The sequence below is a fragment of the Streptomyces sp. CMB-StM0423 genome (assembly GCF_002847285.1).
In the GTDB taxonomy this organism is placed as follows: domain Bacteria; phylum Actinomycetota; class Actinomycetes; order Streptomycetales; family Streptomycetaceae; genus Streptomyces.
In genome coordinates this window covers 4,448,977-4,470,851 of sequence record NZ_CP025407.1, presented here as the reverse complement: position 1 = coordinate 4,470,851, position 21,875 = coordinate 4,448,977, and the positions used below count along the sequence as shown (strand labels likewise).

At 73.2% G+C, this 21,875-nt stretch carries 20 protein-coding genes, 1 tRNA gene and 1 other RNA gene; 7 read left to right on the top strand and 15 right to left on the bottom strand.

The genetic code is table 11. The annotated features are described in order from the left end of the window. Nucleotides 1-44 precede the first annotated feature (44 nt). The 8 genes from CXR04_RS19585 to ffs all read right to left on the bottom strand — a co-directional run bounded on the left by CXR04_RS19585 (nt 45) and on the right by ffs (nt 8,593). Nucleotides 45-1,445, bottom strand: a complete 1,401-nt coding sequence (locus CXR04_RS19585) for a hypothetical protein (protein ID WP_234380332.1) — start codon at nt 1,443-1,445, stop codon at nt 45-47. 122 nt (nt 1,446-1,567) lie between these two features. Further along, complete coding sequence (locus CXR04_RS19580; RefSeq protein WP_101423656.1) at nt 1,568-2,131, bottom strand: SigE family RNA polymerase sigma factor; 564 nt, start codon at nt 2,129-2,131, stop codon at nt 1,568-1,570. Between the two features lie 321 nt (nt 2,132-2,452). Next, complete coding sequence (locus tag CXR04_RS19575; protein WP_101423655.1) at nt 2,453-3,724, bottom strand: aspartate kinase; 1,272 nt, start codon at nt 3,722-3,724, stop codon at nt 2,453-2,455. Nucleotides 3,725-4,027: 303 nt separating this feature from the next. Next, nucleotides 4,028-4,690: a DUF5063 domain-containing protein gene (locus CXR04_RS19570; protein WP_101423654.1), complete on the bottom strand. Its 663-nt coding sequence runs from the start codon at nt 4,688-4,690 to the stop codon at nt 4,028-4,030. A gap of 110 nt (nt 4,691-4,800) precedes the next feature. Further along, entirely contained in the window at nt 4,801-5,400 is a 600-nt protein-coding gene (gene recR / locus CXR04_RS19565; RefSeq protein ID WP_101423653.1) for a recombination mediator RecR, read from the bottom strand. A gap of 146 nt (nt 5,401-5,546) precedes the next feature. Next, nucleotides 5,547-5,882 (bottom strand): YbaB/EbfC family nucleoid-associated protein, encoded by a 336-nt coding sequence (locus tag CXR04_RS19560; RefSeq protein ID WP_101423652.1) that lies wholly within the window; start codon nt 5,880-5,882, stop codon nt 5,547-5,549. A gap of 257 nt (nt 5,883-6,139) precedes the next feature. After that, the gene (locus tag CXR04_RS19555) at nt 6,140-8,419 is read right to left on the bottom strand and encodes a DNA polymerase III subunit gamma and tau (protein ID WP_101423651.1); all 2,280 of its coding nucleotides are present in this window, start codon (nt 8,417-8,419) and stop codon (nt 6,140-6,142) included. A gap of 79 nt (nt 8,420-8,498) precedes the next feature. Beyond that, nucleotides 8,499-8,593, bottom strand: an RNA gene (gene ffs / locus CXR04_RS19550) — signal recognition particle sRNA small type. 72 nt (nt 8,594-8,665) lie between these two features. Between ffs and CXR04_RS19545 the strand changes: the two genes are divergently transcribed. The 4 genes from CXR04_RS19545 to CXR04_RS36025 all read left to right on the top strand — a co-directional run bounded on the left by CXR04_RS19545 (nt 8,666) and on the right by CXR04_RS36025 (nt 13,661). Continuing rightward, nucleotides 8,666-8,750: transfer RNA gene (locus tag CXR04_RS19545), tRNA-Ser, on the top strand. Nucleotides 8,751-9,003: 253 nt separating this feature from the next. Then, nucleotides 9,004-11,430, top strand: coding sequence for a helicase C-terminal domain-containing protein (locus CXR04_RS19540; RefSeq protein WP_101423650.1), 2,427 nt, complete (start codon nt 9,004-9,006; stop codon nt 11,428-11,430). A 706-nt stretch (nt 11,431-12,136) separates the two neighbouring features. After that, a complete protein-coding gene (locus CXR04_RS19535) occupies nt 12,137-12,955 on the top strand; it encodes a hypothetical protein (protein ID WP_101423649.1) in 819 nt (272 codons plus the stop codon). Between the two features lie 139 nt (nt 12,956-13,094). Beyond that, the gene (locus CXR04_RS36025) at nt 13,095-13,661 is read left to right on the top strand and encodes a M56 family metallopeptidase (RefSeq protein ID WP_159072351.1); all 567 of its coding nucleotides are present in this window, start codon (nt 13,095-13,097) and stop codon (nt 13,659-13,661) included. Nucleotides 13,662-13,665: 4 nt separating this feature from the next. On the opposite strand, the gene CXR04_RS19525 is transcribed toward CXR04_RS36025, so the two are convergent. From CXR04_RS19525 to CXR04_RS19495, 7 genes are all read right to left on the bottom strand, one after another. Next, entirely contained in the window at nt 13,666-14,310 is a 645-nt protein-coding gene (locus CXR04_RS19525; protein WP_101423647.1) for a TetR/AcrR family transcriptional regulator, read from the bottom strand. Next, nucleotides 14,300-15,028, bottom strand: coding sequence for an ABC transporter permease subunit (locus CXR04_RS19520; protein ID WP_101423646.1), 729 nt, complete (start codon nt 15,026-15,028; stop codon nt 14,300-14,302). Before CXR04_RS19520 ends, CXR04_RS19525 begins: the two co-directional genes overlap by 11 nt. Nucleotides 15,029-15,042: 14 nt before the next feature. Further along, on the bottom strand, nt 15,043-15,972 hold the full coding sequence (locus CXR04_RS19515) for an ABC transporter ATP-binding protein (protein ID WP_101423645.1): 930 nt from the start codon (nt 15,970-15,972) through the stop codon (nt 15,043-15,045). Between the two features lie 111 nt (nt 15,973-16,083). Then, complete coding sequence (locus CXR04_RS19510) at nt 16,084-16,266, bottom strand: MMPL family transporter (RefSeq protein ID WP_101423644.1); 183 nt, start codon at nt 16,264-16,266, stop codon at nt 16,084-16,086. A 195-nt stretch (nt 16,267-16,461) separates the two neighbouring features. Next, nucleotides 16,462-16,935 carry an SRPBCC family protein gene (locus CXR04_RS19505; RefSeq protein ID WP_101423643.1) on the bottom strand — a complete coding sequence of 158 codons (474 nt, stop codon included), beginning with the start codon at nt 16,933-16,935 and terminating at the stop codon, nt 16,462-16,464. Beyond that, a complete protein-coding gene (locus CXR04_RS19500; protein WP_234380331.1) occupies nt 16,932-17,276 on the bottom strand; it encodes an ArsR/SmtB family transcription factor in 345 nt (114 codons plus the stop codon). The genes CXR04_RS19505 and CXR04_RS19500 overlap by 4 nt, the downstream gene beginning before the upstream one ends. A 279-nt stretch (nt 17,277-17,555) precedes the next feature. Continuing rightward, nucleotides 17,556-18,653, bottom strand: coding sequence for an MFS transporter (locus CXR04_RS19495; protein WP_442802466.1), 1,098 nt, complete (start codon nt 18,651-18,653; stop codon nt 17,556-17,558). Between the two features lie 358 nt (nt 18,654-19,011). Between CXR04_RS19495 and CXR04_RS19490 the strand changes: the two genes are divergently transcribed. The 3 genes from CXR04_RS19490 (at nt 19,012) to CXR04_RS19480 (ending at nt 21,875) form a co-directional block, all read left to right on the top strand. Continuing rightward, nucleotides 19,012-20,457, top strand: coding sequence for a short-chain fatty acyl-CoA regulator family protein (locus tag CXR04_RS19490; protein WP_101423640.1), 1,446 nt, complete (start codon nt 19,012-19,014; stop codon nt 20,455-20,457). Between the two features lie 31 nt (nt 20,458-20,488). After that, complete coding sequence (locus CXR04_RS19485; protein ID WP_234380329.1) at nt 20,489-21,127, top strand: class I SAM-dependent methyltransferase; 639 nt, start codon at nt 20,489-20,491, stop codon at nt 21,125-21,127. Nucleotides 21,128-21,446: 319 nt separating this feature from the next. Then, the gene (locus tag CXR04_RS19480; RefSeq protein ID WP_101423639.1) at nt 21,447-21,875 is read left to right on the top strand and encodes a cupin domain-containing protein; all 429 of its coding nucleotides are present in this window, start codon (nt 21,447-21,449) and stop codon (nt 21,873-21,875) included.

The following is a 21,875-nucleotide window of genomic DNA, read 5'->3' as shown; positions in this document are numbered from 1 at the left end:
CTCCCCCGCGGCCGCCCCGCCCAGGGGGCGGGATCCGGGCCGGGTCAGACGCCCGGGAGCGGCTCGGTGTAGTAGACGGTGCCGGCGCAGGCGTTCTGGACCGTGACGCTGGCCACGGCGGAGGAGTCGGCTTCCGGCGAGTGGGTCAGGGTGACGGAGCCGTCCGTCGTGCCGTCGCCTTCGCCCGGCTCACCGGTGCCGCCGGTGTCGCCGCCGGTCTCGGTCCCCTGGTCGGTCTCGGACTGCGTCTCGTCCGGCGACGACTGCGTGTCGTCGGTGGGGTCCGGGGTCGGCGTGGTGGCCGTGGTGGTGCAGCCGCCGTCGGTGCTGGTCTCCGGCACCCAGGCGAACTCCACCACGTACGACTCGTTGGGCGCGAGCACCAGCGCGCCGGTCGCCTCCGGCGGCGGCAGCAGGTCCGTGGCGGCGTCGCCGACGGTGTGCGTACGGGTGTCGACCGCGCTGGCGCTCGCCGCGCCGAAGGTACCGCCCACCTGGACGCCTTCGGAGGACTCGACCACGCAGGCGGTGGTGGAGACGTTGGTGACGGTGAAGGAACCGGTGACCCGGCCCGCCTCGTCCGGCGTGCCGCTCGCCGCGACCGGCTCGCTGATCTGCGCCGGCGCGCACGGCTCCGCGGCGGCCGTACCCTCGGAGCCGCCGGTCGGGGCGGCGGTGTTCTCGTCGTGCCCGGGGCTCTCGGTCTTCTCTTCCTTGTCGCTCGGCTCCTTGCTGCCGGCGGTGGCGTCCGAGTCGTTGCCCTCGACGGCGCCGCCCCCGCCCTGCTGCCCGGCGCCGGGCAGCTGGCTGTTGGCGATGTCCTGGCGCGGGTTCTTCTCGCTGGTCGAGCCGGCGACATTCATGAGCGCCGGCACCGAGACCGCCAGCGCGACCACCGCGACCGCGGCGACGGCGACCAACTGGCGGCGGCGCGTACGCCGCGCGGGCACCGCCCGCTGGAGGTACTGCAGCGTGCCGGGCGCCGGCTCCAGACCGTCGACGGCGGAGTGCAGCAGCAGCCGCAGCTCGTCCTCGCCGCCCGCGTCGTCGCCGCCGTCCCCGTCGCCGTGGCCACCGGGCCACCGCGGGATCCCGGCCCCGCCGGGACCGCCCGCACCACCCGGGCCGGCCGCACTGCCCGCGCCGTCCGAGCCACTCTGACCGCCCGGCTCACGACGGCCGTCCGGACCACCGGGGCCGTCCAGCCCCTCCGCGCCGCCGGAGGCGGCGGCACCACCGGAGCCGGCAGCACCGCCCGGCTCGTCCGGGCCGGCGCCGGTCCCCTTCGACGTACCCGCCGCGCCCTGCACCTTCGCCCCGTCATCCGGCCCCGCGGCCCCAGGCCCCGAAGCCTCCGGCAGCGAAGCCTCGGGCACCGCCACCGTCACCTCGTCCGAACCCGCCGGCACGGCCGGCTCCTCCGGCAGCTCCGCCGTCTCCGCCACATCCACTGCCCCACGTCCGCGCCCAGACCCGGCCCCGGATCCGGACGACCCGCCGGACCCCGACCCGCCGGATCCCTCGGCGCCCCGCTCCCACGGCGGCCCCGATCCGTAGAAACGCTCGCTCATGCCCGCGCTCCCATGGCTGTTCGCAGTGCGGCGATGCCCCGGGAGCCGTACGCCTTGACGGAGCCGAGCGAGATGCCCAGCGCCTCGGCCACCTGAGCCTCGGTCATGTCCGCGAAGTAACGCAGCACGAGCACCTCGCGCTGCCGGCGCTGCAGCCCTCGCATCGCCTGGATCAATTGGTCGCGCTCCAACTGTTCGTACGCACCCTCTTCCGCGCTGGCCATGTCGGGCATGGGCTTGGAGAGCAGCTTCAGCCCGGTGATGCGCCGACGTAGCGCGGAACGTGACAGGTTGACGACCGTCTGCCGCAGATAGGCGAGGGTCTTGTCCGGGTCCTTGACCCGCTTGCGCGCCGAGTGCACGCGGATGAATGCCTCCTGCACCACGTCCTCGCAGGAGGCGAGGTCGTCGAGCAGCAGCGCGGCGAGACCGAGCAGCGACCGGTAGTGGGTCTGGTACGTCTCGGTGAGGTGGTCGACGCTGGTGCCCTCCGCCATGGCGTCGTCAGCGTCCGCCGCGGACTTCTTCTCGGCAGGCCGCGCCGACCACGGCGCGATCACCGGCAGTCCCCGGGACGCCGCGGAGGAACCGGGGCGCAGCGCGGGGCCGGCCGGAAGGGTCGCAATGCTGAGTGCCTCTGCCACGCTTGTTTGACACACCGACCCCCGTCAAGGTTGTACGCGCACGGCGGCAACGCCGGTCGTGTTACCGCGCGTACTGCCATGCCCACTCCCTCGCTACCCGTGCGGCCGGCCAATGCGGGGCAGGGACAGAGACGCTTCGCGGCGCCGCCGCGGTTGCAGACGGCGCGAACCGAAATCGTCGGATGGCAAGGGTGTTCGGCGCAAGCGGTATGGACCAACGGATCGATTACGACTGGCTCAACGGCCGGTGCCGCCGTAGACGACCGCCTCGTCGCTCTCGCTGTCGAGACCGAACGCCGTGTGCACGGCCCGTACCGCGTCCTTGACCACGTCCTCGCGGGTCACCACCGAGATGCGGATCTCCGAGGTGGAGATCAGCTCGATGTTGACGCCGGCGTTGGACAGCGCCTCGAAGAACGTGGCCGTGACGCCGGGGTGCGAGCGCATGCCGGCGCCGACGAGGGAGATCTTGCCGACCTGGTCGTCGTAGCGCAGCGACTCGAAGCCGATCGACGGCTGCGCCTTGGTCAGCAGCTCCATCGCGCGGTGGCCGTCGGTCTTGGGCAGGGTGAAGGAGATGTCGGTCAGGCCGGTGGCGGCGGCCGAGACGTTCTGCACCACCATGTCGATGTTGATCTCGGCGTCCGCAATCGCCCGGAAGATGGCGGCGGCCTCGCCCGGCTTGTCCGGGACCCCGACCACCGTGATCTTCGCCTCGGAGACGTCGTGCGCGACTCCGGAGATGATCGCGTGCTCCATGCCTTCTGCTCCCTCGGAGATATTGCCTACCCAGGTGCCCGCATGCCCCGAGAACGAGGAGCGGACATGAATGGGCATGTTGTACCGGCGGGCGTACTCGACGCAGCGGTGCAGCAGGACCTTCGACCCGCTGGTGGCCAGTTCGAGCATGTCCTCGTACGGGATCCGGTCGATCTTACGGGCCTTCTTCACCACCCGCGGATCGGCGGTGAACACGCCGTCCACGTCGGTGTAGATCTCGCAGACCTCCGCCTCGAGCGCCACCGCGAGCGCCACCGCCGTGGTGTCCGAGCCGCCGCGGCCGAGCGTCGTGATGTCCTTGCTGTCCTGCGAAACACCCTGGAACCCGGCGACGATCGCGATGGCGCCCTTGTCCACCGCCTCCTGGATCCGGCCGGGCGTGACGTCGATGATCCGCGCCCTGTTGTGCACGGCGTCGGTGATCACACCCGCCTGGCTGCCGGTGAACGACAGCGCCTCGTGACCGAGCTTCTTGATCGCCATCGCCAGCAGGGCCATGGAGATCCGCTCACCCGAGGTGAGCAGCATGTCGAGTTCGCGGCCGGTCGGGATCGGCGAGACCTGCTCGGCGAGATCGATCAGCTCGTCCGTCGTGTCGCCCATCGCCGACACCACGACGACGACCTGGTGGCCGGCCTTCTTGGTCTCGACGATCCGCTTGGCGACGCGCTTGATGCCCTCGGCGTCGGCGACGGAAGAGCCGCCGTACTTCTGCACGACAAGGCCCACGTGCGCTCCTCGCAATGGTGTTTCAGTCGGCTCAGTCTACCGAGCCGGCGGGTACGCACAGGGCGGGCCGGCTCGGAGACGTACCTGCCCGGGAGCACCGCGGGCACACGGAAACGTAAGGCAGCTCACATCCGGAGCCCGAAAATCCGGGCGCGAAGGCGGCGCGCGAACTCGGGGCGGGGGATCGGCACTCGGCACGTGCGCACGGCGTACGCACCGCTGCGCGCGCCCCGGCCCGTACGCCGCGCCCCTGGCTCAGGTGCGCCGCGCCCCCTCCGGCGTCAGGTACGCCGCAGCCCCGGCTCAGGTACGCCGCAGACCCAGCGGCTCCGCGATCTCCGCCACCATCACACGGCCCGCCTCCTCCTCCAGCCGCCCGTCGTCCACCGCGGCGTCGCTGTCGGTGTCGAGCCCGTCCAGCTCCCCCAGGGGCGTGTCCAGCCGCACATGGGCCACCAGCGACTGCAGCGCGCGCAGGCAGGCGCTCGCGGTCGGCCCCCAGTTGGACAGGTACGAGAACTGCCACCACCACAGCGCCTCGTTGACCCGTCCCGCCGCGTAGTGCGCGCGGCCGTGCCGCAGGTCGGTGATCACGTCGGCCAGGTCGTCGGAGATCCGGCTGGCGACGGGGGTGCTGCGCGGCACGTACGGGTCGAAGACCTCGGAGTAGACGTCCACCGGGTCCAGCAGCTCGGCGAACCGCTCGCGCAGCTCGTCCACGTCCGGCTCGGGGCCGGTGTCCGGCTCGTACCGCTCGTCCGGCACGAAGTCCTCGTGCGCCCCCAGCCGGCCGCCGGCCAGCAGCAACTGCGAGACCTCCAGCAGCAGGAAGGGCACGGCGCTGTTCGGCTCGTCGCCCTTGGCGACCTCGGTGACGGCGACGATGAAGCTCTCGATCGAGTCGGCGATCTGGACCGCGAAGCTGTCCGGGTCCTGCGTCGCCTGGTGCGTGGTGGCGTCAGACATCGAGCAGACCTCCTCTGTCGGCGCCCCGCGCACCGGCAGGCCGCGTGCGGCGGCCTGCCGGGCTGCTGGGCGCTGCGCCGGGATCCAGCCGGCGGGCACGTGGTTCCGTTTCAGACATCGAGCAACCGCCTGCCTTCGAAGGCGCGGCCGAGGGTGACCTCGTCCGCGTACTCCAGATCGCCGCCGACGGGCAGACCGCTGGCCAGCCGGGTCACCTTCAGACCCATGGGCTTGACCATGCGGGCCAGATACGTGGCCGTGGCCTCGCCTTCGAGGTTGGGGTCGGTGGCGAGGATCAGTTCGGTGACGGCGCCGTCCGCGAGCCGGGCGAGCAGCTCCCGTATCCGCAGGTCGTCAGGGCCGACGCCCTCGATGGGGCTGATCGCGCCGCCGAGCACGTGGTACCGCCCGCGGAACTCACGGGTCCGCTCGATGGCCACGACGTCCTTGGGCTCCTCGACCACGCACAGCACGGCGGGGTCGCGCCGCGGGTCGGCGCAGATCCGGCAGTGCTCCTCCTGCGCGACGTTCCCGCAGACCGCGCAGAACCGGACCTTCTCCTTCACCTCGCTCAGCGCGTGCGCCAGCCGGCGGACGTCGGCCGGCTCGGCCTGCAGGATGTGGAAGGCGATGCGCTGCGCGCTCTTGGGACCGACGCCGGGCAGCCTGCCCAATTCGTCGATCAGATCCTGGACCACGCCTTCGTACACGCAACGCCTCTCTCGTGTCCGCTCTCCTGCACCAAGCTAGCCGCTACCGCCGGGTTCAACCCGCTTCGGGGGTGGCCTCCGGTTCCGGAACCCGGCAGATCCGGACGGCAGCGAACGGCCCCGCGGGACGACTGCGGAAGGAGGGGTCAGAAGGGCAGCCCCGGCATCCCGCCGAGCCCTTGCGCGAGCGGGCCGAGCCGCTCCTGCTGAAGCTGCTGCGCGGCGCTGTTCGCGTCCCGTACGGCGGCCACGACGAGGTCGGCCAGCGTCTCGGTGTCCTCGGCGTCGACGGCGCGCGGGTCGATCACCAGCCCGGTCAGCTCGCCGGAGCCGGTCACCGTGGCCTTCACCAGCCCGCCGCCCGCGGTCCCCTCGACCGGCGTCTCGGCCAGCTCCTGCTGGACGGAGGCGAGCTCCTGCTGCATCTTCTGGGCCTGCTGCAGCAACTGCTGCATGTCGGGCTGGCCACCACCAGGCATCACGTCGCTCGCTCCTTGTCGCGCTACTGCAGTTCTCTGCTGACTGGGTCTGCGTCTACGTCTGCTGCTTCTGCGTGTGTCTGCTTCTGGGTCGAGATCGCCGGCCGGGTGCCAGGCCGGTCGTCCAGGCGAGCCTACGGTCTCAGCCGCCGCGCTGCCGTCCATCGCAGGGAGGACGCGCGCCACTTGGGTTGCCCCGCGGGGAGTCGCCGTACCTCCGCCGTCGTCATCCTCCAGGAGTACGCGGACGGGCGGGCCGCCTAGTCGTGGCGGATCTCCTCTATGACGGTGGCGCCCAGCTCGCGGACGATGAGGTCGTGGCCGGACAGGGCGGTGTCGACGAGGTCGGGATCGTCGTCGTCGGGGATGTCGTCCTCCAGCGGCGGCGGGGGCCCTGGATCGGGAGGCGGCCCGGGGTCGGGCGGGGGCTGGCCGCCGGCACCGGCCGATGCGGGCCGGGGCCGCTGGGGAGGAGCGGGCGCCGGTACAGAGGGCGCGGGCGAGGTCGTCTGTACGGACTGCCGCAACCCGGCGCCGCCACCCCCACCACCGCCGCCGAACCCGCCGCCGCCTCCGGGACCGGGACCGGGGCCGCCCGGTCCCGGTCCCCCGCCGCCACCGGGCCCCGCCGCGGGCCCGCCACCGGCACCGCCGGTCGGGTCCACGATGGCCTCGACCTTCCACTGCACGTCGAACCGCTCCGCCAGCACCTCGCGCAGCACCTCGTCGCTGCCGCCGTTGACGAAGCTGTCCCGTGCGCCGGCATTACCGAAGCCGAGCTGGAGGGTCCCGCCGTCGAACCCCGTGACCTGGGCGTTCTGGCTCAGCAGAATCCAGGTGAAGCGCCGCCGGTGTTTGACGGCCTCAAGGATGTCGGGCCACATCTGCCGCACGGAAGCGGCGCCGGCGACCCCGCCCCCTTGCTGCGCGGGCACGCCCTGAGCCGTAGCAGCGGGGGCCTGCGCCGCCACGGGCGCGGGCGCGGGTGCCGCCGCGGGTACGGGTGCCGCCGCGGGTGCCGGAGCCGGAGCAGGCGGCGGCGCGGATGCCGCGCCCCCGGACGCGGCCGGGGCCCCGCTCCCGGGCCAGGCCCCGGGCCGCCGGGCCTGCGGGTCACCGCCGGTGGAAGCGGGCGGCCCGGAGGGCACACCCCCGCCGGCATCGCCCACAGGAGCACCGGAAGCAGGCGCAGGCGCAGACGAAGCCCGGGAACCACCAGTACCGGCACCAGGAGCCGGACCAGCCCGCTCGGCAAGAGCGGCACGGGCACCGGCACCACCGCTACCGGCGCCACCGCCGGGAGCATCCCCGCCCCCACTCCCGCCAGGAGGCTGGTGGGCATCCGGCCCGGGCACGTAGCCCATGGTCGGCGGACCGGTCGGGGCGTTGCGCTCCAGGCGGTCCAGCCGGGCCATCACCGAGCGCTCGTCCCCGTACGCCCCGGGGAGCAGCACGCGGGCGCAGATCAGCTCGAGCTGCAGCCGGGGCGCGGTGGCGCCGCGCATCTCGGTCAGCCCCTCGTTCACGAGGTCGGCCGCGCGGCTCAACTCGGCCGCACCGAAGGTGTCGGCCTGGCGCCGCATCCGCTCCAGCACGTCCGCCGGAACGTCGATCAGCCCCTTGTCGCCGGCGTCCGGCACGGCGGCGAGGATCAGGAGGTCCCGCAGCCGCTCCAGCAGGTCGGTGACGAACCGCCGCGGGTCGTGCCCGCCCTCGATCACCTGCTCCACCACGGAGAACGCACCCGCCCCGTCACCCGCCGCGAAGGCGTCGACGACGGAGTCGAGCAGGGCGTCGTCGGTATACCCGAGGAGGGCGGTGGCCATGGCGTACGTCACACCCTGCTCGCCGGCGCCGGCGAGCAGTTGGTCCATGACGGACATCGAGTCCCGCACGGAGCCGGCCCCGGCCCGTACGACCAGGGGCAGCACCGCGTCCTCGACGGGGATGGCCTCGACGCGGCAGACGTCGGCGAGATAGTCGCGCAGGGTGCCGGGCGGGACGAGACGGAAGGGGTAGTGGTGGGTCCGGGACCGGATGGTCCCGATGACCTTCTCCGGCTCGGTCGTGGCGAAGATGAACTTCAGATGCTCGGGCGGCTCCTCGACCACCTTCAGCAGGGCGTTGAACCCCGCGGGGGTGACCATGTGCGCCTCGTCGACGATATAGATCTTGTACCGGCTGGCGGCGGGCCCGAAGAACGCCTTCTCGCGCAGCTCACGCGCATCGTCCACACCGCCGTGCGACGCGGCGTCGATCTCGATGACGTCGATCGACCCCGGCCCGTTCCGCGCGAGGTCCTGGCACGACCGGCACTCCCCGCACGGCTCCGGCGTCGGCCCGCGCTCACAGTTGAGACACCGGGCGAGGATGCGCGCGCTGGTCGTCTTCCCGCAGCCGCGCGGCCCGCTGAACAGATACGCGTGATTGACCCGCCCGTTCCGCAGCGCCTGCTGCAGCGGGCCGGTCACATGGTCCTGCCCGATGACCTCGCCGAAGGTCTCGGGTCGGTAGCGGCGGTAAAGAGCGAGCTGCGACACGACTACGACGATATCGGTGACCGCCGACAACGGCGCCCACCCACGAAAACCCCCGCGCCCGCCACCCGACCCCGGACAGCAAGGTGCCCCCCACGCACCCGCCAGAGCCCACCTACCCTTGCTGCCTTCCGGCCCTGGGGGAGTTCAGCGAGATAGCGCCGCGTGAGGGGCGACTCCACCTTAACCGATCCCACCCCCAACGAACGAGTTCGCGACCACCCCACCCCGTCTTGTACTGTTGCCCGCGGAGGATTCGCCTAGAGGCCTAGGGCGCACGCTTGGAAAGCGTGTTGGGTTCACACCCTCACGAGTTCGAATCTCGTATCCTCCGCACCCCGCCTGACCAGGCAAAACGAAGAGCCGAGCCGTGATTACGGCTCGGCTCTTCGTCATGCGCTGGTCTCATTCTTGGTCTCGTTTATTTCCGACAATTCTTGCATTTCACCTCGGGCGTCGCAGCCGTGAGCCGAGTGAATCCTTCGGTGGGACGCACAAGGTGCCGGCGATTGCACCATGCTTCGAGCATGTGTGAGACCGGTCTCCGGTCCAGCACAGCGGTACGAGTCCAGAGCGAGGTGTCCCGCATGAGCAAGTCCGGTGGATCAGCACTGGCCGCCTGGCTGCGCGGCCCCGGCGCCGCCCGCCTTGGGCGGATCCTCACCCTGCGGGCGGATGCCGCAGCACCGCCGGAGCCTCGGTCGGTCGGCGAACTCGCGGACCGCCTCCAGCGCCCCGGCTCGGTGGCACACGTACTGCCCCGACTCGCCCTGCCACACCTGCAAGTCGCCGAGGCGCTCGCGGCACTGGGGGCCGTGGAGCACGATGCGCTGGCAGAATTGCTCGGCGCCACGGACGGGGAACTCGCCCGCGGCCTTGACGCGGCCCTGGAGGCGCTGGCCGACCACGCCCTGGTCTGGCCGGACGGCAAGGGGCTGCTACGCATGGCGGCACCGTTGCGGCAGGTGTGGGACTCGCCCCTGGGTCTCGACTCGCCGCTGGCCACACTGCTTGAGGGCACGACCTCCGACGAACTGCGCCGGATACTGGCAGCGCTGGGGATCAAGCCCGGCGGTACGAAGCATCAGCGGGTGGCGGCCCTGCTGGATCACCACCGCGATCCGGAGCGGATCACCGCGCTGGTGGCACAGGCACCCGCGGCGGCCCGGAAGCTGCTTGAGCGCCGGGCGAACACCGCTGCGGAGCAGCCCGAGTTCGTGGTGTTCGGAGTTCCGCGGGACGATTCACAGCCGGGCGCGCGGTGGGCGCTGGAGCGAGGACTCCTCGTCCAGGACCGACGTCGATACGGGACCGCCTGTATGCCGGCCGAGGTGGCTCTCGCGCTGCGCGGGGCCGACTGGCACGCCCCGTTCGAGCCCTCCCCGCCCGTCCCGCGTTCGGTGCCCGTCACCACGGCGGAGGTGGACCGGGAGGCCGCGGCCGCGGCCATGGCGTTCACCGCTCACGCCGCCTCGGTCCTGGCGGTGTGTGCCACCTCTCCGCTGACGCGGCTGAAGGCCGGCGGCGTCGGGGCACGGGAGCTGTCCCGGGTCAGCAAGTCCGCACAGTGCGACGACATCGTCGTACGCATCGCCCTGGAGACGGCGTACGAGGCCGGTCTGCTGGCCCGCGACGGCGCCGAGATCGCGGCCACGAAAGCCTACGACGCCTGGGCGGCCCAGGAACCGGCTGAGCAACTCGCCCTGCTTCTCCAGGTATGGCGGACCCTCGGGCTCACCCCCGCCCAGACCCGCGACGAGGACGGCAAGGCGCTCCCCGCGCTCGCCGGAGCACCGCCCTGCGGCGGCTGCCTCCGGGCCAGGGAAGGGCTTCTCACCGCCATGGCGCGATTCCCGGCGGAGCAAGGAGCGGAGAACACCGCCGAACTCGGACCGTTGACCGCCTGGCACCGCCCGCTCGCCGATCAGCTCCCCCAGGACGCCACGCCGTTCGCCACCTTGATCCGCGAAGCGGAACTGCTCGGCGTACTCGCCCGCGGTGCCCTCTCCCCGGTCGGGGCCGCCCTTCTCGACGACGACACCGAGGGGCTGGCCTTCGTGTGCCGGCGGCTGCTGCCCGCTGCCACGGGAGTCGCCCGCTTCGGTGCCGACCTCACGGCCGTCGTCACCGGAACGCCGACCGCACACCTCGCCTCGCTCCTCGATTCCGTCGCCGACCGGGAAGCCGGCGGCACGGCGTCGGTGTGGCGATTCGGTCCTGCCACCATCCGCCGTGCCCTCGATGCCGGCCGTACCCCCGGCGCCCTCACGTCCGACCTGGCTGCCGTCGCCGTCGAGCCGCTGCCCCAGCCGCTGTCGTACCTGATCCAGGACGCCGCGCGCGGCCACGGCCGGGTACGCGTCGCCCCCGCGACCTGCGTGATCCACGGCGAGGAGCCCGCCCTCCTCACCGAACTGGTCGCCCGCCGTGGGCTCGCGGGGCTCGGTCTGCGGCAACTGGCACCGACGGTGCTCGTGAGCCGCGCCCCGCTCGACGAGAGCCTCGCGGCGCTCCGGGCCGCCGGATACGCCCCGGTCGCCGAGGCCGCTGACGGGACGGTCCGTATCGAGCGATCCGGGCGCCACCGCGCTGCCGTCACCGTGCCCGGCCCGCGCCCGCCCCGGGGCGCCGCCCGCAGCCGGAGCGCGGCCTCCCGCACGACGCAGGCTCCGGCGCCGGTCGACCCGAGCGCCCTGGCCGCCCGGCTGCTGACCGCCCCGCCCACCGGTCCGCAGCCCGACCCGGTCGACGGCGTCCCTTTCGAGAGCGACACCGAGGAGATCATCGGGGGGCACGCGCGTCAGCTATCCCTCACCGACATCCGTCAACTGGCCCATGCTGTCGATGAGGGCCGCGCGGTCACCATCGAATACGTCGCCGCCTCGGGCAACCGCACCGTACGCACCGTCAGCGAGCTCGAAGTCGACGCGCCCTACCTCTACGCCTGGTGCCAACTGCGTGACGATGAGCGCATGTTCACCCTCTCCCGGATTCACGGAGTCATGCCCGCATAGCCCGCCCGCACGCGCTACTGCAGTCACGCCTCTCGGGGCACCGACCTTTAAGTTCTTCCTGCTAGCGTGCACCAGCGCCGGACATGCGGCCTCCTCACCGATGCGGCCGGGCGGGCACGGGGCTGGGCATGGCGGGTGCGCCGCACGGCCTCCATCCCGCAAAATTCCATGAGGAATACGCCCTGCTTCACTACCGCCGCTTTGCCCTCCCGAACAGCCTTCCAGCGTCCTCTTCGCCGCACTGAGCGCGAAGCTGCCCTTCGGACTCGGGATGGCCACACCCCGGGGGTTCGCGTCACCGACACCAACGCCGTTGGACGCGACCCGCAAGCGGCGTCGGAGAGGTCAGCCTAACCAGAGGCGACAGGAGCAGACTTGGTCTCAGTTCTGGTCTCATTCGCTACTGTCCGGCACGGTCCGCCGAACGCGCGCCGCCGCTTTCAGTCGCAGGTCAGAACGCCGCCGTCCCGGCGCGGACAGCAACACGGCGAATTGGAAAGCGTGTTGGGTTCACACCCTCACGAGTTCGAATCTCGTATCCTCCGCACCCCGCCCGACCAGGCAAAACGAGAGCCCCTCCGGCATGCCGGAGGGGCTCTCGTCGTACCCCTCGGCCCATGGCGGAGACCGCTGTACCGATACTGTCCACGGACCCGACGGCTGCGGGCGGCGGGACGGGAACCGCGATCGATGTGGGGGTAGGGACATGGCGCACACGGAGTCGGTGCGGGTCGTGTTCGTGGACGCCGGGACGGAGGAGGAGTTCGCGAGGACCGAACTCGCTCCCGGTCAGCTTCCCGACTCGTTCGAGCATGAGACGCGCCTTGACCTCGGAGGAGAGCCGTGGGCCGTCGTTCGGGCCGAGCCGCCGACCGCCGCGCAGTTCCGCCGGAGCGGCAGCCTGGTGCTGACCCTGCGGCGGATCCAGTCGATGGACCCGCAGGAGATGGCGTACTCCCTGCCGACGGTCTTCGACCCGCTGCCGGCGACTGAGGAGTCGACCGGTCCTGGGGAGCACCTCGTGATCCACGAGGACGACTGGCGGCAGGCCGAGATGGTGTCCCGTCGGCTCGCGGGGCAGGTCGAGGCCGAGATGCGCGCGATCCATGAGGTCCTCCAGCAGCATGCGCGGGTGATCGGCGAGGGTGCGTCGCCGGTGCGCGTCTTCGACAGGATTCACCTCCGCCGGACTCCGACCGCCCCCCTCTCCACCGAGGTTTCGCTGCGGCGGCTGTCGGAGCTGCTGCCCGCCGGGGGCAGGCCGTACGCGGGCGTCCGTTTCCGTGACGACCCGGGCCGCGTGGTCGGCTCGTTCGCGCTCGCCTCCGATCCGCTCACCGTGTACGGCCAGGCACAGGGGGACCTGGTCACGACGCTGTGCCTCGTGCCCTCGCCCGATGCCGCGGCGGAGTCGGCGGCCGGCCTCGAACAGGCGATGCGCGAGTTCGATCTGCTGCTGGCCGACTGGTGCACCGGCCGGCTGTTGGACGCCTCGGCGATCGGCGCCTTCGTGAATCCGGCGTAGCCGCCCGGGGCGCCAGGCTCGCCCGTCTTGGACTGGCGCGAAGCGCACCGCGAGGCTCAGGCAGTCGAGCAGGAACGGGGTAAAGCCGGTGGGCCGCACCCCGTTCGCGGCCTGCCAACAGAGCGTCTACGCAGCCGAGATGGCCGTGACATGCGGGGGGACGGGCCGCGTCGTCCGTTTTCGTGCACGGCGGCCACCTACGCGAGCAGCGCTCGACCACCCCGTCCCGGCCGCGTACTGCCTGCCCGGCCGCCCCGGGCTCGTCGTGCTCAGCACCGGCGCGCTGCGTCTCCTCGGCCCGCGGCACCTCGCCGCCGTCGTCGCCGACGAACGCGCCCACCTGCGCCAGCGCCACGACCTCGTCCTGCTCCCGCTGCCGGCCTGGCGGCGGCTGCTGCCGCACAGTGCGCTGCTGCTCGAATCCGTCGCGGCGGTACGGCTGTTGCTGGAGATGTGCGCGGACGACGCCTGCTGCCGCCGCCTGCCGCGCCGCGACCCGACCGACGCCCTGGCCCGGTTCACCGCCGCGGGTGGCACCGTCCCGCCCCCCGCCGGCGGCTTCGCCGCCGCGGACGCCTCCGTCACCGCCCGGACCGCCAGGCTGCTGGCGCCGCGGCAGGCCACGGCTGTCGCCCGTACCGCGGTCCTGGTCCTCGCCGCGGTCGCGCTGTCCACTCCGGTGAGCCTGTTCGCCCTCCCGCTGTGAGGATTCAGCGCTCCGGTACGGGGGCGATGCCGCGGAGCACCGTGGTGACCAAGTCGCCCGTGAATCCCGGGCGGACGGCCGGCGGCTCCTGCGGGCCGGGGGCGAAGACCCGGGGGAGGATCAGCTCGTGGCAGGCGCCCATGACCATGGTGGCCGCCGCCTCCGGGCTGGCGTCCGCGGCGATACGGCCCAGCTCCTGCTCGGTGCGGAGGTAACCGGCCAGCACGGCGCGGAGCGCGCCGCCGCCGTCGGGGTGGAAGCCGGAACCGTGGAAGAGCACGAGCACCTTCGGCTGGCCGAGGAGCCCGGCGAAGGCCGGCAGCAGACGGGCGAGTACGGCGAGCCCGCGGTCGATGAAGACGCGCAGGTTCTCCTCGACCGTGCCCTCCCCCGGCGCCGGCGGCTCGCCGGCGGCGGCCATCACCTCGTGGACGTGGGCGTGCAGGGCCATCGCGAGCAACTCCTCCTTGCCCGCGAAGTGGTTGTAGAGCACCCCGTCCGCCACCCCGGCCTCGCGCGCGATGTCGCGCACGGTCAGGCCGGCGGTGCCGCGCTCGGAGATGAGCCGGGCGGCGGTGGTGACCAGGTGCTCGCGCAGCGTCTGGTCGCCACCGCCGTCGCGCAGGATCGCGGCTCGCCTAGGTGACATCACGCCTGAGCGTAGTCCAGCCGGCGAGCACGGCGATCAGCGCCGCGTACCCCGCCAGCAGCGCTCCGGCGCTTGCCTGCGGCAGCCCGCCGCTGCCCAGGCCGGCCAGTGCGCGCCCACTGGCCAGCGGCAGCCAGCGCGCGAGGTCGTCGCCGACGAGCACCGCGACGACGCCCTCGATCACGGCGATCCAGGCCAGCGCTGCGGCGACGGCCCCGGCCAGGTTGCGCACCAGGGCACCGACGCCGACACCCATCGCGGCGAAGGCGGCGTTCCAGGCGGCGCTGCCCGTCAGGGTGCTCCACAGCTCACCGTCGGCGGCGTCGAAGGCACCGCCCTTGGCGCGTACGGCGACGGCCGTGGTGACGAACGCCGTGGCCGCGGCGGCGACACCGAACAACAGACCCGCGGCGGTGTAGACGACGAGCTTGGCCCCGACGACACGGCCGCGCATCGGGACGGCCAGATAGGTCTCGGTGATCGTCTTGTGCCGGTGCTCGCCGGCCACCGCGAAGATGCCGAGGACCAGCGCGAACATGGCGGCCAGCCCGGCGTGCGAGGCGGCCCGGCTCCAGGTTCCGGAGTGGTCCACGTCGTCGCCGGAGACGATCGGCCCGAGCGCACCGGCGAGCGTGAAGAGCTGCGCGGCCAGGAGCAGCAGCCATGTGCTGCGTACGGTACGGAGCTTCAGCAACTCCGCGCTGAACAGGGCGGCCATGGGGGTGGTCTCCTTCATCGGGCGGCGGCGACCACGCGGCCGGCCGGGGTCCCGGGTTCGGACTCGGGCTCGGGCTCGGTCAGTTTCAGGAACGCCTCCTCCAACGACGCCCCACCCTCGCTCAGTCCGGACAGGACCACGCCCGCCTCGGCCGCGATCCGGCCGATGTCCTCGGCGCTCGTGCCGCGGACGTCGAGCCTCGCTTCGCCGACGGCGACCGCCTCGTACCCCTGCGCGCCGAGCAGGTCGCGCAGCCGTGCCGCGTGCGGTGTGCGTACGGACACCGAGCGACTGCCCAACTCCTCCAGCGCACCGTCAAAGCGGGTGCGGCCCCGGCTGATGATCACCACGTGGTCGACCGTCTGCGCGACCTCGCTGAGCACGTGGCTGGAGACGAGCACCGTGCGGCCGTCGGCGGCCAGCGACCGCAGCAGCGCGCGCAGCCACGCCATGCCCGCCGGATCCAGGCCGTTGGCCGGCTCGTCGAGCACCAGGACCCCGGGGTCACCGATCATGGCCGCGGCCAGCCCCAGTCGCTGACGCATGCCCAGCGAGTAGCCACCGGCCCGGCGGCCGGCGGCGTCGCCCAGCTCCACCAGTTCCAGCACCTCGTTGACGCGCGTCTCGCCCACCCCGCAGATGCGGGCAAGGATGCGCAGATGGGCCCGCCCACTGCGGCCGGAGTGAAAACCGGTGGCCTCCAGCAACGCGCCGACCGACCGGCGCGGGTGGACCAGTTCCCGGTAAGGGAGCCCGCCGATGAACGCCTCGCCCGCGGTGGGGTGCACGAGCCCGAGCGCCATGCGCAGGGTCGTCGTCTTGCCCGCCCCGTTGGGGCCGAGGAAGCCGGTGACCCGGCCCGACGGCGCGGTGAAGGACACCTCGTCCACGGCGCGCCGGTCGCCGTAGACCTTGGTGAGCCCGCGGACTTCGACCTCCGTCATGGCACCTCCCAGAATGAACAGTCGTTCATGAACATGCGTTCATCGTAGCGGACGCCGGCGTGGCCGGCTCCGGCGGTACGGTCACGCGGGCGTCCGGGGGGGGCGACGCGCCTACGTCCTGGTCGGCTCGCCGGCCCGGTCGGCGGCTTCCGCCGCGGCCCGGTGGCCGGGGCGCCGGGCCGTGCGCGGCCACGCGCGGTCGCCGAGGTACGTGAGCAGCGCGGGGGTGACGACCAGTACGGCCGCCGCGGCGACCAGGACGCCGCCGGCGAGGCCGGGTCCGAACTGCTTCATGATGCGGTCGGGAGAGCGCGAAACCGGCGAAGACCGCGGCCGTGATCAGCGCGGCGAAACGAGGCCCCGCAGCGGCGTGCCGCTGCGGGGCCTCGTCGTTGCCGGTCGCCCGGTACGGGCCCGGTCTCGTCGGGGGATCGAGGGGGCGGTGGGCGGTTCGGCGTTCGGGGGGCTGCTGTGGGGTTGTCGGGGGTGTCAGCCGAAGAGGGCGGTGTAGCGCTCCAGGTACAGGGGCCAGCCCTGGTCGGCGCCTACGCCGTCGAGGACGGACGGCCAGCCGGGGCCGTGGCGGTCGATGCCGCGGTGTTCCAGTTCGACACGGGTGCGGTCCGGGGTTTCCGCGATGAAGCGGACCTCCACCTCGCTGGCGTTCTCCGGGTCGGTCTCCAACTTCCAGGTGGGGCCGATGTCCCAACTGAACACCACCCGCACCGGCGGCTCGTACACCAGCACGCGGGCCCAGCGGCACTCGCTGCCGTCCTCGGCGCGGTCGTAGATGTGGCCGCCCACCCGCCGCTCGAAAACGGTCTCGGCGATGGGCGCGCCGAGGAGGTTGTGCTCCCGCGGCTTGAATTCGCCGAAGCGCTCGGTGAAGACGTCGAATGCCTTCTCGAGGGGTGCCGCCACGACAGTCTGCCGCCGCACCAGAGGGGTTGCTGCCTCAGTCATGCCTTCTCCTCGCCGTGTGCTTCCTTGCCGTTGTCGTGGCTTTCCGCGGCTTCCTGGTACCCGGCCAGGGCCCGGCTCCAGAACGTCTCGAGCTGATCCCGGAGCGCGGCCACTCCCGCCGGGTTGAGCCGGTAGATCCGCCTCGTGCCCGCGGTGCGCTCGGTGACCAGTCCCGCGTTCCTGAGCACCTTCAAGTGCTGGGAGACGGCCGGCCTGCTGATCGGCAGCTCGTCCGCGAGCTCCCCGACCGCGCGCTCCCGCTCAGCCAGGCAGGTCATGATCGCCCGCCTGGTGGGATCGCCTACCGCGCTCCACCCGTCGCCCGTTCCGTAAGTTGCCACGAACGGTAAGCATAGACTTACCAACACCTCGACGCAAGGCATCCAAAGGCAGGCAGGATGGGACGAATTGACGCTCGACCGCCGGCGGGCATGCCGCGTTGCGGCGACCGGACGGTCTGAGTCGGCGGCTGCGGTGCTACGCCTCCCAGCCCGCCGCGACCGCGGGTTCATCAAGCAGGCCGCCCGCGGCTGCCCTCGACCGGATCGCGGTCCGCGCGGCCAGGACCGCCCGCGGCATCGTCCTGAACAGCCCCGGACCCGCGCATGACTGACGCCGCATCAGCCGGCGTTGCTCAGCTCGGGGCCGCGGGATCTGCGGGGGATGGTGAGGGTGAGGAGGGCGGCTGTGGCGGAGCAGGCGGCCAGGAGGAGGAAGACCCGGGGGTAGCCGCCCAGGGGGGTGGTCAGGGCGGTGACGGCGACCGGGGCCAGTGCGGAGGCGGTGATCGCCGGGGCCGTGAGGAGGGCGGTGAGGCGGGCGTAGTGGGTGGTGCCCCAGCGGTCGGTGACGGCAGTGGCCTGGAGCAGGGTGACGTTGCCGCGGACCATGCCGGCCGCGACGGAGAGCGCCACGAGCAGCGCGTACGGGCCGGGGACCAGCGCCAGCGCGGCCGTCGTGGCGCCGCCCGCGGCCATCAGGAGGAACGTGCGGACGGTGGTGCCGGTGCGGCGGGCGAGCGTGGCGTACAGGGTACGGCCGAGGGTCTGGCCGGCGCCGCCGAGGCCGAGCGCCCAGGCCGCGGCGGTGGGGCCGGCGCCGCGTTCGGTGAGGAGCGGCACCAGGGCGATGACGACGGCGTACATCGCGAAGCCGTTCAGCATCAGGGCGGCGGCCAGCGTGACGAAGGGGCGGGTACGGGCCACGGACCTGCCGCCGCCGGCGGGCCGCGGGGGCGGCGGGGGTGCGGGTGGCCAGGGGGCGCGGAGCGCGAGGGCGTGGGCGGGGAGGGTGACGAGGGCGAGCACCGCGGCCAGCACGGCGTACGTGACCCGCCAGGAGAAGTGCGACGCCAGCGCGGCCGTCAGCGGGGCGAAGACGGTGGACGCCAGGCCGCCGGCCAGCGTGACGATCGTCAGCGCGCGCACCCGGTCCTCGCCCCACCAGCGGGTGACGGCCGCGAAGGCGGGCTGGTAGAACGTCGCGGCCATGGCGATCCCGGCGAGCAGCCAAGCGGCCGTGAAGGCCGCCAGGTTGGGAGCCGCGGCGAGGGCGGCGACGGCGGTGACGCCCAGCGCGGACCCGGCGGTCATCACGGCGCGGGGGCCGCGGCGGTCGAGGACGCGGCCGAGAGGGATCCCGGCGAGGGCGGAGACCAGCAGGGCGGCGGAGAAGGCCGCCGTGGTGGCGGTCGGCGACCAGCCGGTGCCGGCGGTGATGGCCGGGTTGAGGACGGGGAACGCGTAGTAGACGATGCCCCAGCTCGTGATCTGGGTGGCGCACAGGGCGGGGAGCACGGCGCGCGGCCGCGACCGGTTCGCGGTGCCGGCCGCGGGCGGAGGGCAGCAGCCGTGCGCCCGCGGCCGGGCGTCCGCACCCGAGTGGTCCTGTACGTGCTGCTCGCTCACGGCACTCCTCGCAGTGGCCCGGCGCACGGTGCTGACGTGGCCGATCCTGCCCGTGCCGCGCCCGCGGGGACATCGCCGGAAGCTGCGGAATCCGTACGATCCGGCGGGGCGAACCTGCGAAACTTGCGGATCGCACGGAAGTGAACCGCGCCACAGAGGGGATGCGGACATGCCCGGTCGCCCCGCCACCGGCAAGGTCTACGCGCACGCCAAGCTGCGCCGCCTGCGCCGCGAGCGCGGCATGAACCAGGTCGACATGGCCCGCGCGCTCGGCATCTCCACCAGCTACGCCAACCAGATCGAGCAGGGCACACGCCCGCTGACCGTGCCCGTGCTGCTGCGGATCGCCGAGGTCTTCGGCGTCGACGCGGAGTTCTTCTCCCAGGCCGACGAGGACCGCCTCGCCGCCGACCTGCGCGCCGCCCTCGCCGACGAGGCGTGCGGGGTGCCGCTGCCCGCGGCCGAGGAGATCACCGAGGCCGCCCGCGGCCACCCCGAGGTGGCCCGCGCCCTGGTCGCCCTGCACCGCCGCTACCGCGACGCCGCGGAGCAGGCCGCCGCGCTCGCCGCGCCGGGCCCGGACGGCGGCGCCGTACTCCCGCCCGGCGAACCGCACGACGAGGTCCGGGACTTCTTCTACGCCCACCACAACCACTTCGAGGCCCTGGACACCGAGGCAGAACACACCGCCGCCGCCGCGCAGTCCGGTCCTGGCGGGGCGGCGGAACCCCTCGCCGCCCGCCTCGCCGGGCGCCACGGCGTCAGGGTCGTCCCCGCCGCCCCCGGCCGGGCCGCCGACGCCCGCCGTTTCGACGCCGCGAACGGGCTGCTCTTCCTCTCCCCCTGGCTCAGCGACGGCCAGCGCGCCTTCCAACTCGCCACCCAGCTCGCCCTGCTGGAACACGGCCCGCTGCTCGACGCACTCACCGGCGGCGCCGCGGAGCTGACCTCCGCCGAGTCGGTGGCGCTGGCCCGTATCGGCCTGGCGAACTACTTCGCCGGCGCGCTGCTCATGCCGTACGCCGCCTTCCTCGCCGCCGCCGAGGAGGGTCGCTACGACATCGAGCTGCTCTCCGCCCGCTTCGGCGTCGGCTTCGAGACCGTCTGCCACCGGCTGAGCACCCTGCAGCGCACCGGCCACCGCGGGGTGCCGTTCTCCTTCCTGCGGGCCGACCGGGCCGGCAACATCTCCAAGCGGCAGTCCGCGACCGGCTTCCACTTCTCCCGGCTGGGCGGCACCTGCCCGCTGTGGACGGTGTACGAGGCGTTCTCCGCGCGCGGACGCATCCTGACCCAGGTGGCGGAGATGCCCGACGGCAAGCGCTACTTCTGGATCGCGCGCACGGTCACCCGCGGCGGCTACGGCCACCACGCGCCCCGCGCGGAGTTCGCCGTCGCGCTCGGCTGCGGGATACGCCACGCCCACAAGCTCGTCTACGCCGAGGGCGTGGCCCTGGACGATCCGCGCGCCGCCACCCCGATCGGTCTGGGCTGCCGCATCTGCGAGCGCCGCGACTGCGCCCAGCGCGCCCGGCCACCGGCGGGGAGCCGGCTGGCGATCGACCCCGACCGGCGTACGCACGTGCCGTATCCGGTGGAGCGCAGGACCCCGTGACCGAAGCCCGACCGCCCCAGAGGGAGCACCCGTGAGCCAGCCGTCAGACCTCCAGCACCCCCGATTCGCCCGCCAGTACCTGAAGATGGCCCCCGTCGCCGACCGCCGCGGCGGGGCCGAGCACCGGCGCCGGCTGCTCGCGGGGCTGACCGGCCGGGTGATGGAGGTCGGCGCCGGGCAGGCGCGCAACCTGCCGCACTATCCCGGCACCGTCACGGAGGTCGTCGCCGTCGAGCCGGACGACACCCTGCGCGCCGCCGCCGAGCGGGCCGCCGCCGCCGCGCCCGTACCGGTGCGGGTGGCCGCCGGGCACGCCGGGGAACTGCCGGCCGCCGACGGGGAGTTCGACGCCGTGGTCTTCTCGCTGGTGCTGTGCTCGGTGCCCGACGTGCCGGCGGCGCTCGCCGAGGCCACCCGCGTGCTGCGGCCGGGCGGCGAACTGCGGTTCTACGAGCATGTGCGCTCCCGGCGCCGCCTGTTCGCCGCGCTGGAGGACATCGGCACCCCGCTGTGGCGCCGGGCCGCCGGCGGCTGCCGCCCCAACCGCGACACCGAAGCCGCCGTCCGCGCCGCCGGGTTCGCCCTCGGCGACGTCGACCGCTTCGGCTTCGCCTTCTCCGCCCTGGCCCCCCGCGTCGCCCACGTCATCGGCACCGCCACCCGCCCCTGAACCGCTGAGCCCGGAACCCCGGCCCCGGCCCCGGCCCCGGACGAACGGCCGGCGCCGCCCGCGGGAGCCGACGAGGAGTGCACGGCGGCGGTATGCGCCCTCCGCGCCCCCCGCACTCCGTCCCCGCCTGCGATATTCGCGTCGGCCGCTGGTCGGACTGATCGTAAAACTACACCCACTTGAGTGGCCGGAAGTGCGTCGTCGTTTTCGCCCGGACGCGCTGGAGAAATCACCTGGCGTGGCGGGGATATCTGCTCATCTCCGCTGCTACCGGGCCGAGTTCGGCTTTTCCTTCAGTTCGCAAAGGCAGGACAAAGTCGTGGCAAAGAATAAGGCATTGGCCGCCAGGGTCGCCCTGGAAGACGTGGCGCCGAACCGCCGGCAGGGAGGCGCCATACGGGCGCTGCTCACCCCCGCCTCCGTCGGCGCGACCTCCGGATTCCTGGGGCATCTCGAATTGGCCCCTGGTGAATTCGTCGCGGAGCACTACCACCCGTTCTCCGACAAGTTCCTGTACGTGACCGAGGGTTCCGCCGTCGTCCGGGTCAACGGCGAAGAAGTCCCGCTGGAATCGGATCAGGCACTGCTCATCACCCGCGGGCAGCGCAATCGCATCGAGAACCGCGGAGCCGGCGTGCTGATTGCCGTATTCCAGATCGCCCCGCTCGCACCCCGGCCGGAACTCGGCCACGTGGACACCGAACCCGTGCCCCATCCCGGGTGCGTACCGCCGCGCGTGGGCGGCTGA

What these genes read in the sequence shown, in the direction of transcription:
- CXR04_RS19515 (WP_101423645.1), bottom strand. Translation starts at nt 15,972, where the DNA reads ATGACGGAGGTCGAAGTCCGCGGGCTCACCAAGGTCTACGGCGACCGG.
- CXR04_RS19535 (WP_101423649.1), top strand. Translation starts at nt 12,137, where the DNA reads ATGGCGCACACGGAGTCGGTGCGGGTCGTGTTCGTGGACGCCGGGACG.
- CXR04_RS36025 (WP_159072351.1), top strand. Translation starts at nt 13,095, where the DNA reads ATGGCCGTGACATGCGGGGGGACGGGCCGCGTCGTCCGTTTTCGTGCA.
- CXR04_RS19490 (WP_101423640.1), top strand. Translation starts at nt 19,012, where the DNA reads ATGCCCGGTCGCCCCGCCACCGGCAAGGTCTACGCGCACGCCAAGCTG.
- CXR04_RS19520 (WP_101423646.1), bottom strand. Translation starts at nt 15,028, where the DNA reads ATGGCCGCCCTGTTCAGCGCGGAGTTGCTGAAGCTCCGTACCGTACGC.
- CXR04_RS19505 (WP_101423643.1), bottom strand. Translation starts at nt 16,935, where the DNA reads ATGACTGAGGCAGCAACCCCTCTGGTGCGGCGGCAGACTGTCGTGGCG.
- CXR04_RS19525 (WP_101423647.1), bottom strand. Translation starts at nt 14,310, where the DNA reads ATGTCACCTAGGCGAGCCGCGATCCTGCGCGACGGCGGTGGCGACCAG.
- CXR04_RS19570 (WP_101423654.1), bottom strand. Translation starts at nt 4,690, where the DNA reads ATGTCTGACGCCACCACGCACCAGGCGACGCAGGACCCGGACAGCTTC.
- CXR04_RS19540 (WP_101423650.1), top strand. Translation starts at nt 9,004, where the DNA reads ATGAGCAAGTCCGGTGGATCAGCACTGGCCGCCTGGCTGCGCGGCCCC.
- CXR04_RS19510 (WP_101423644.1), bottom strand. Translation starts at nt 16,266, where the DNA reads ATGAAGCAGTTCGGACCCGGCCTCGCCGGCGGCGTCCTGGTCGCCGCG.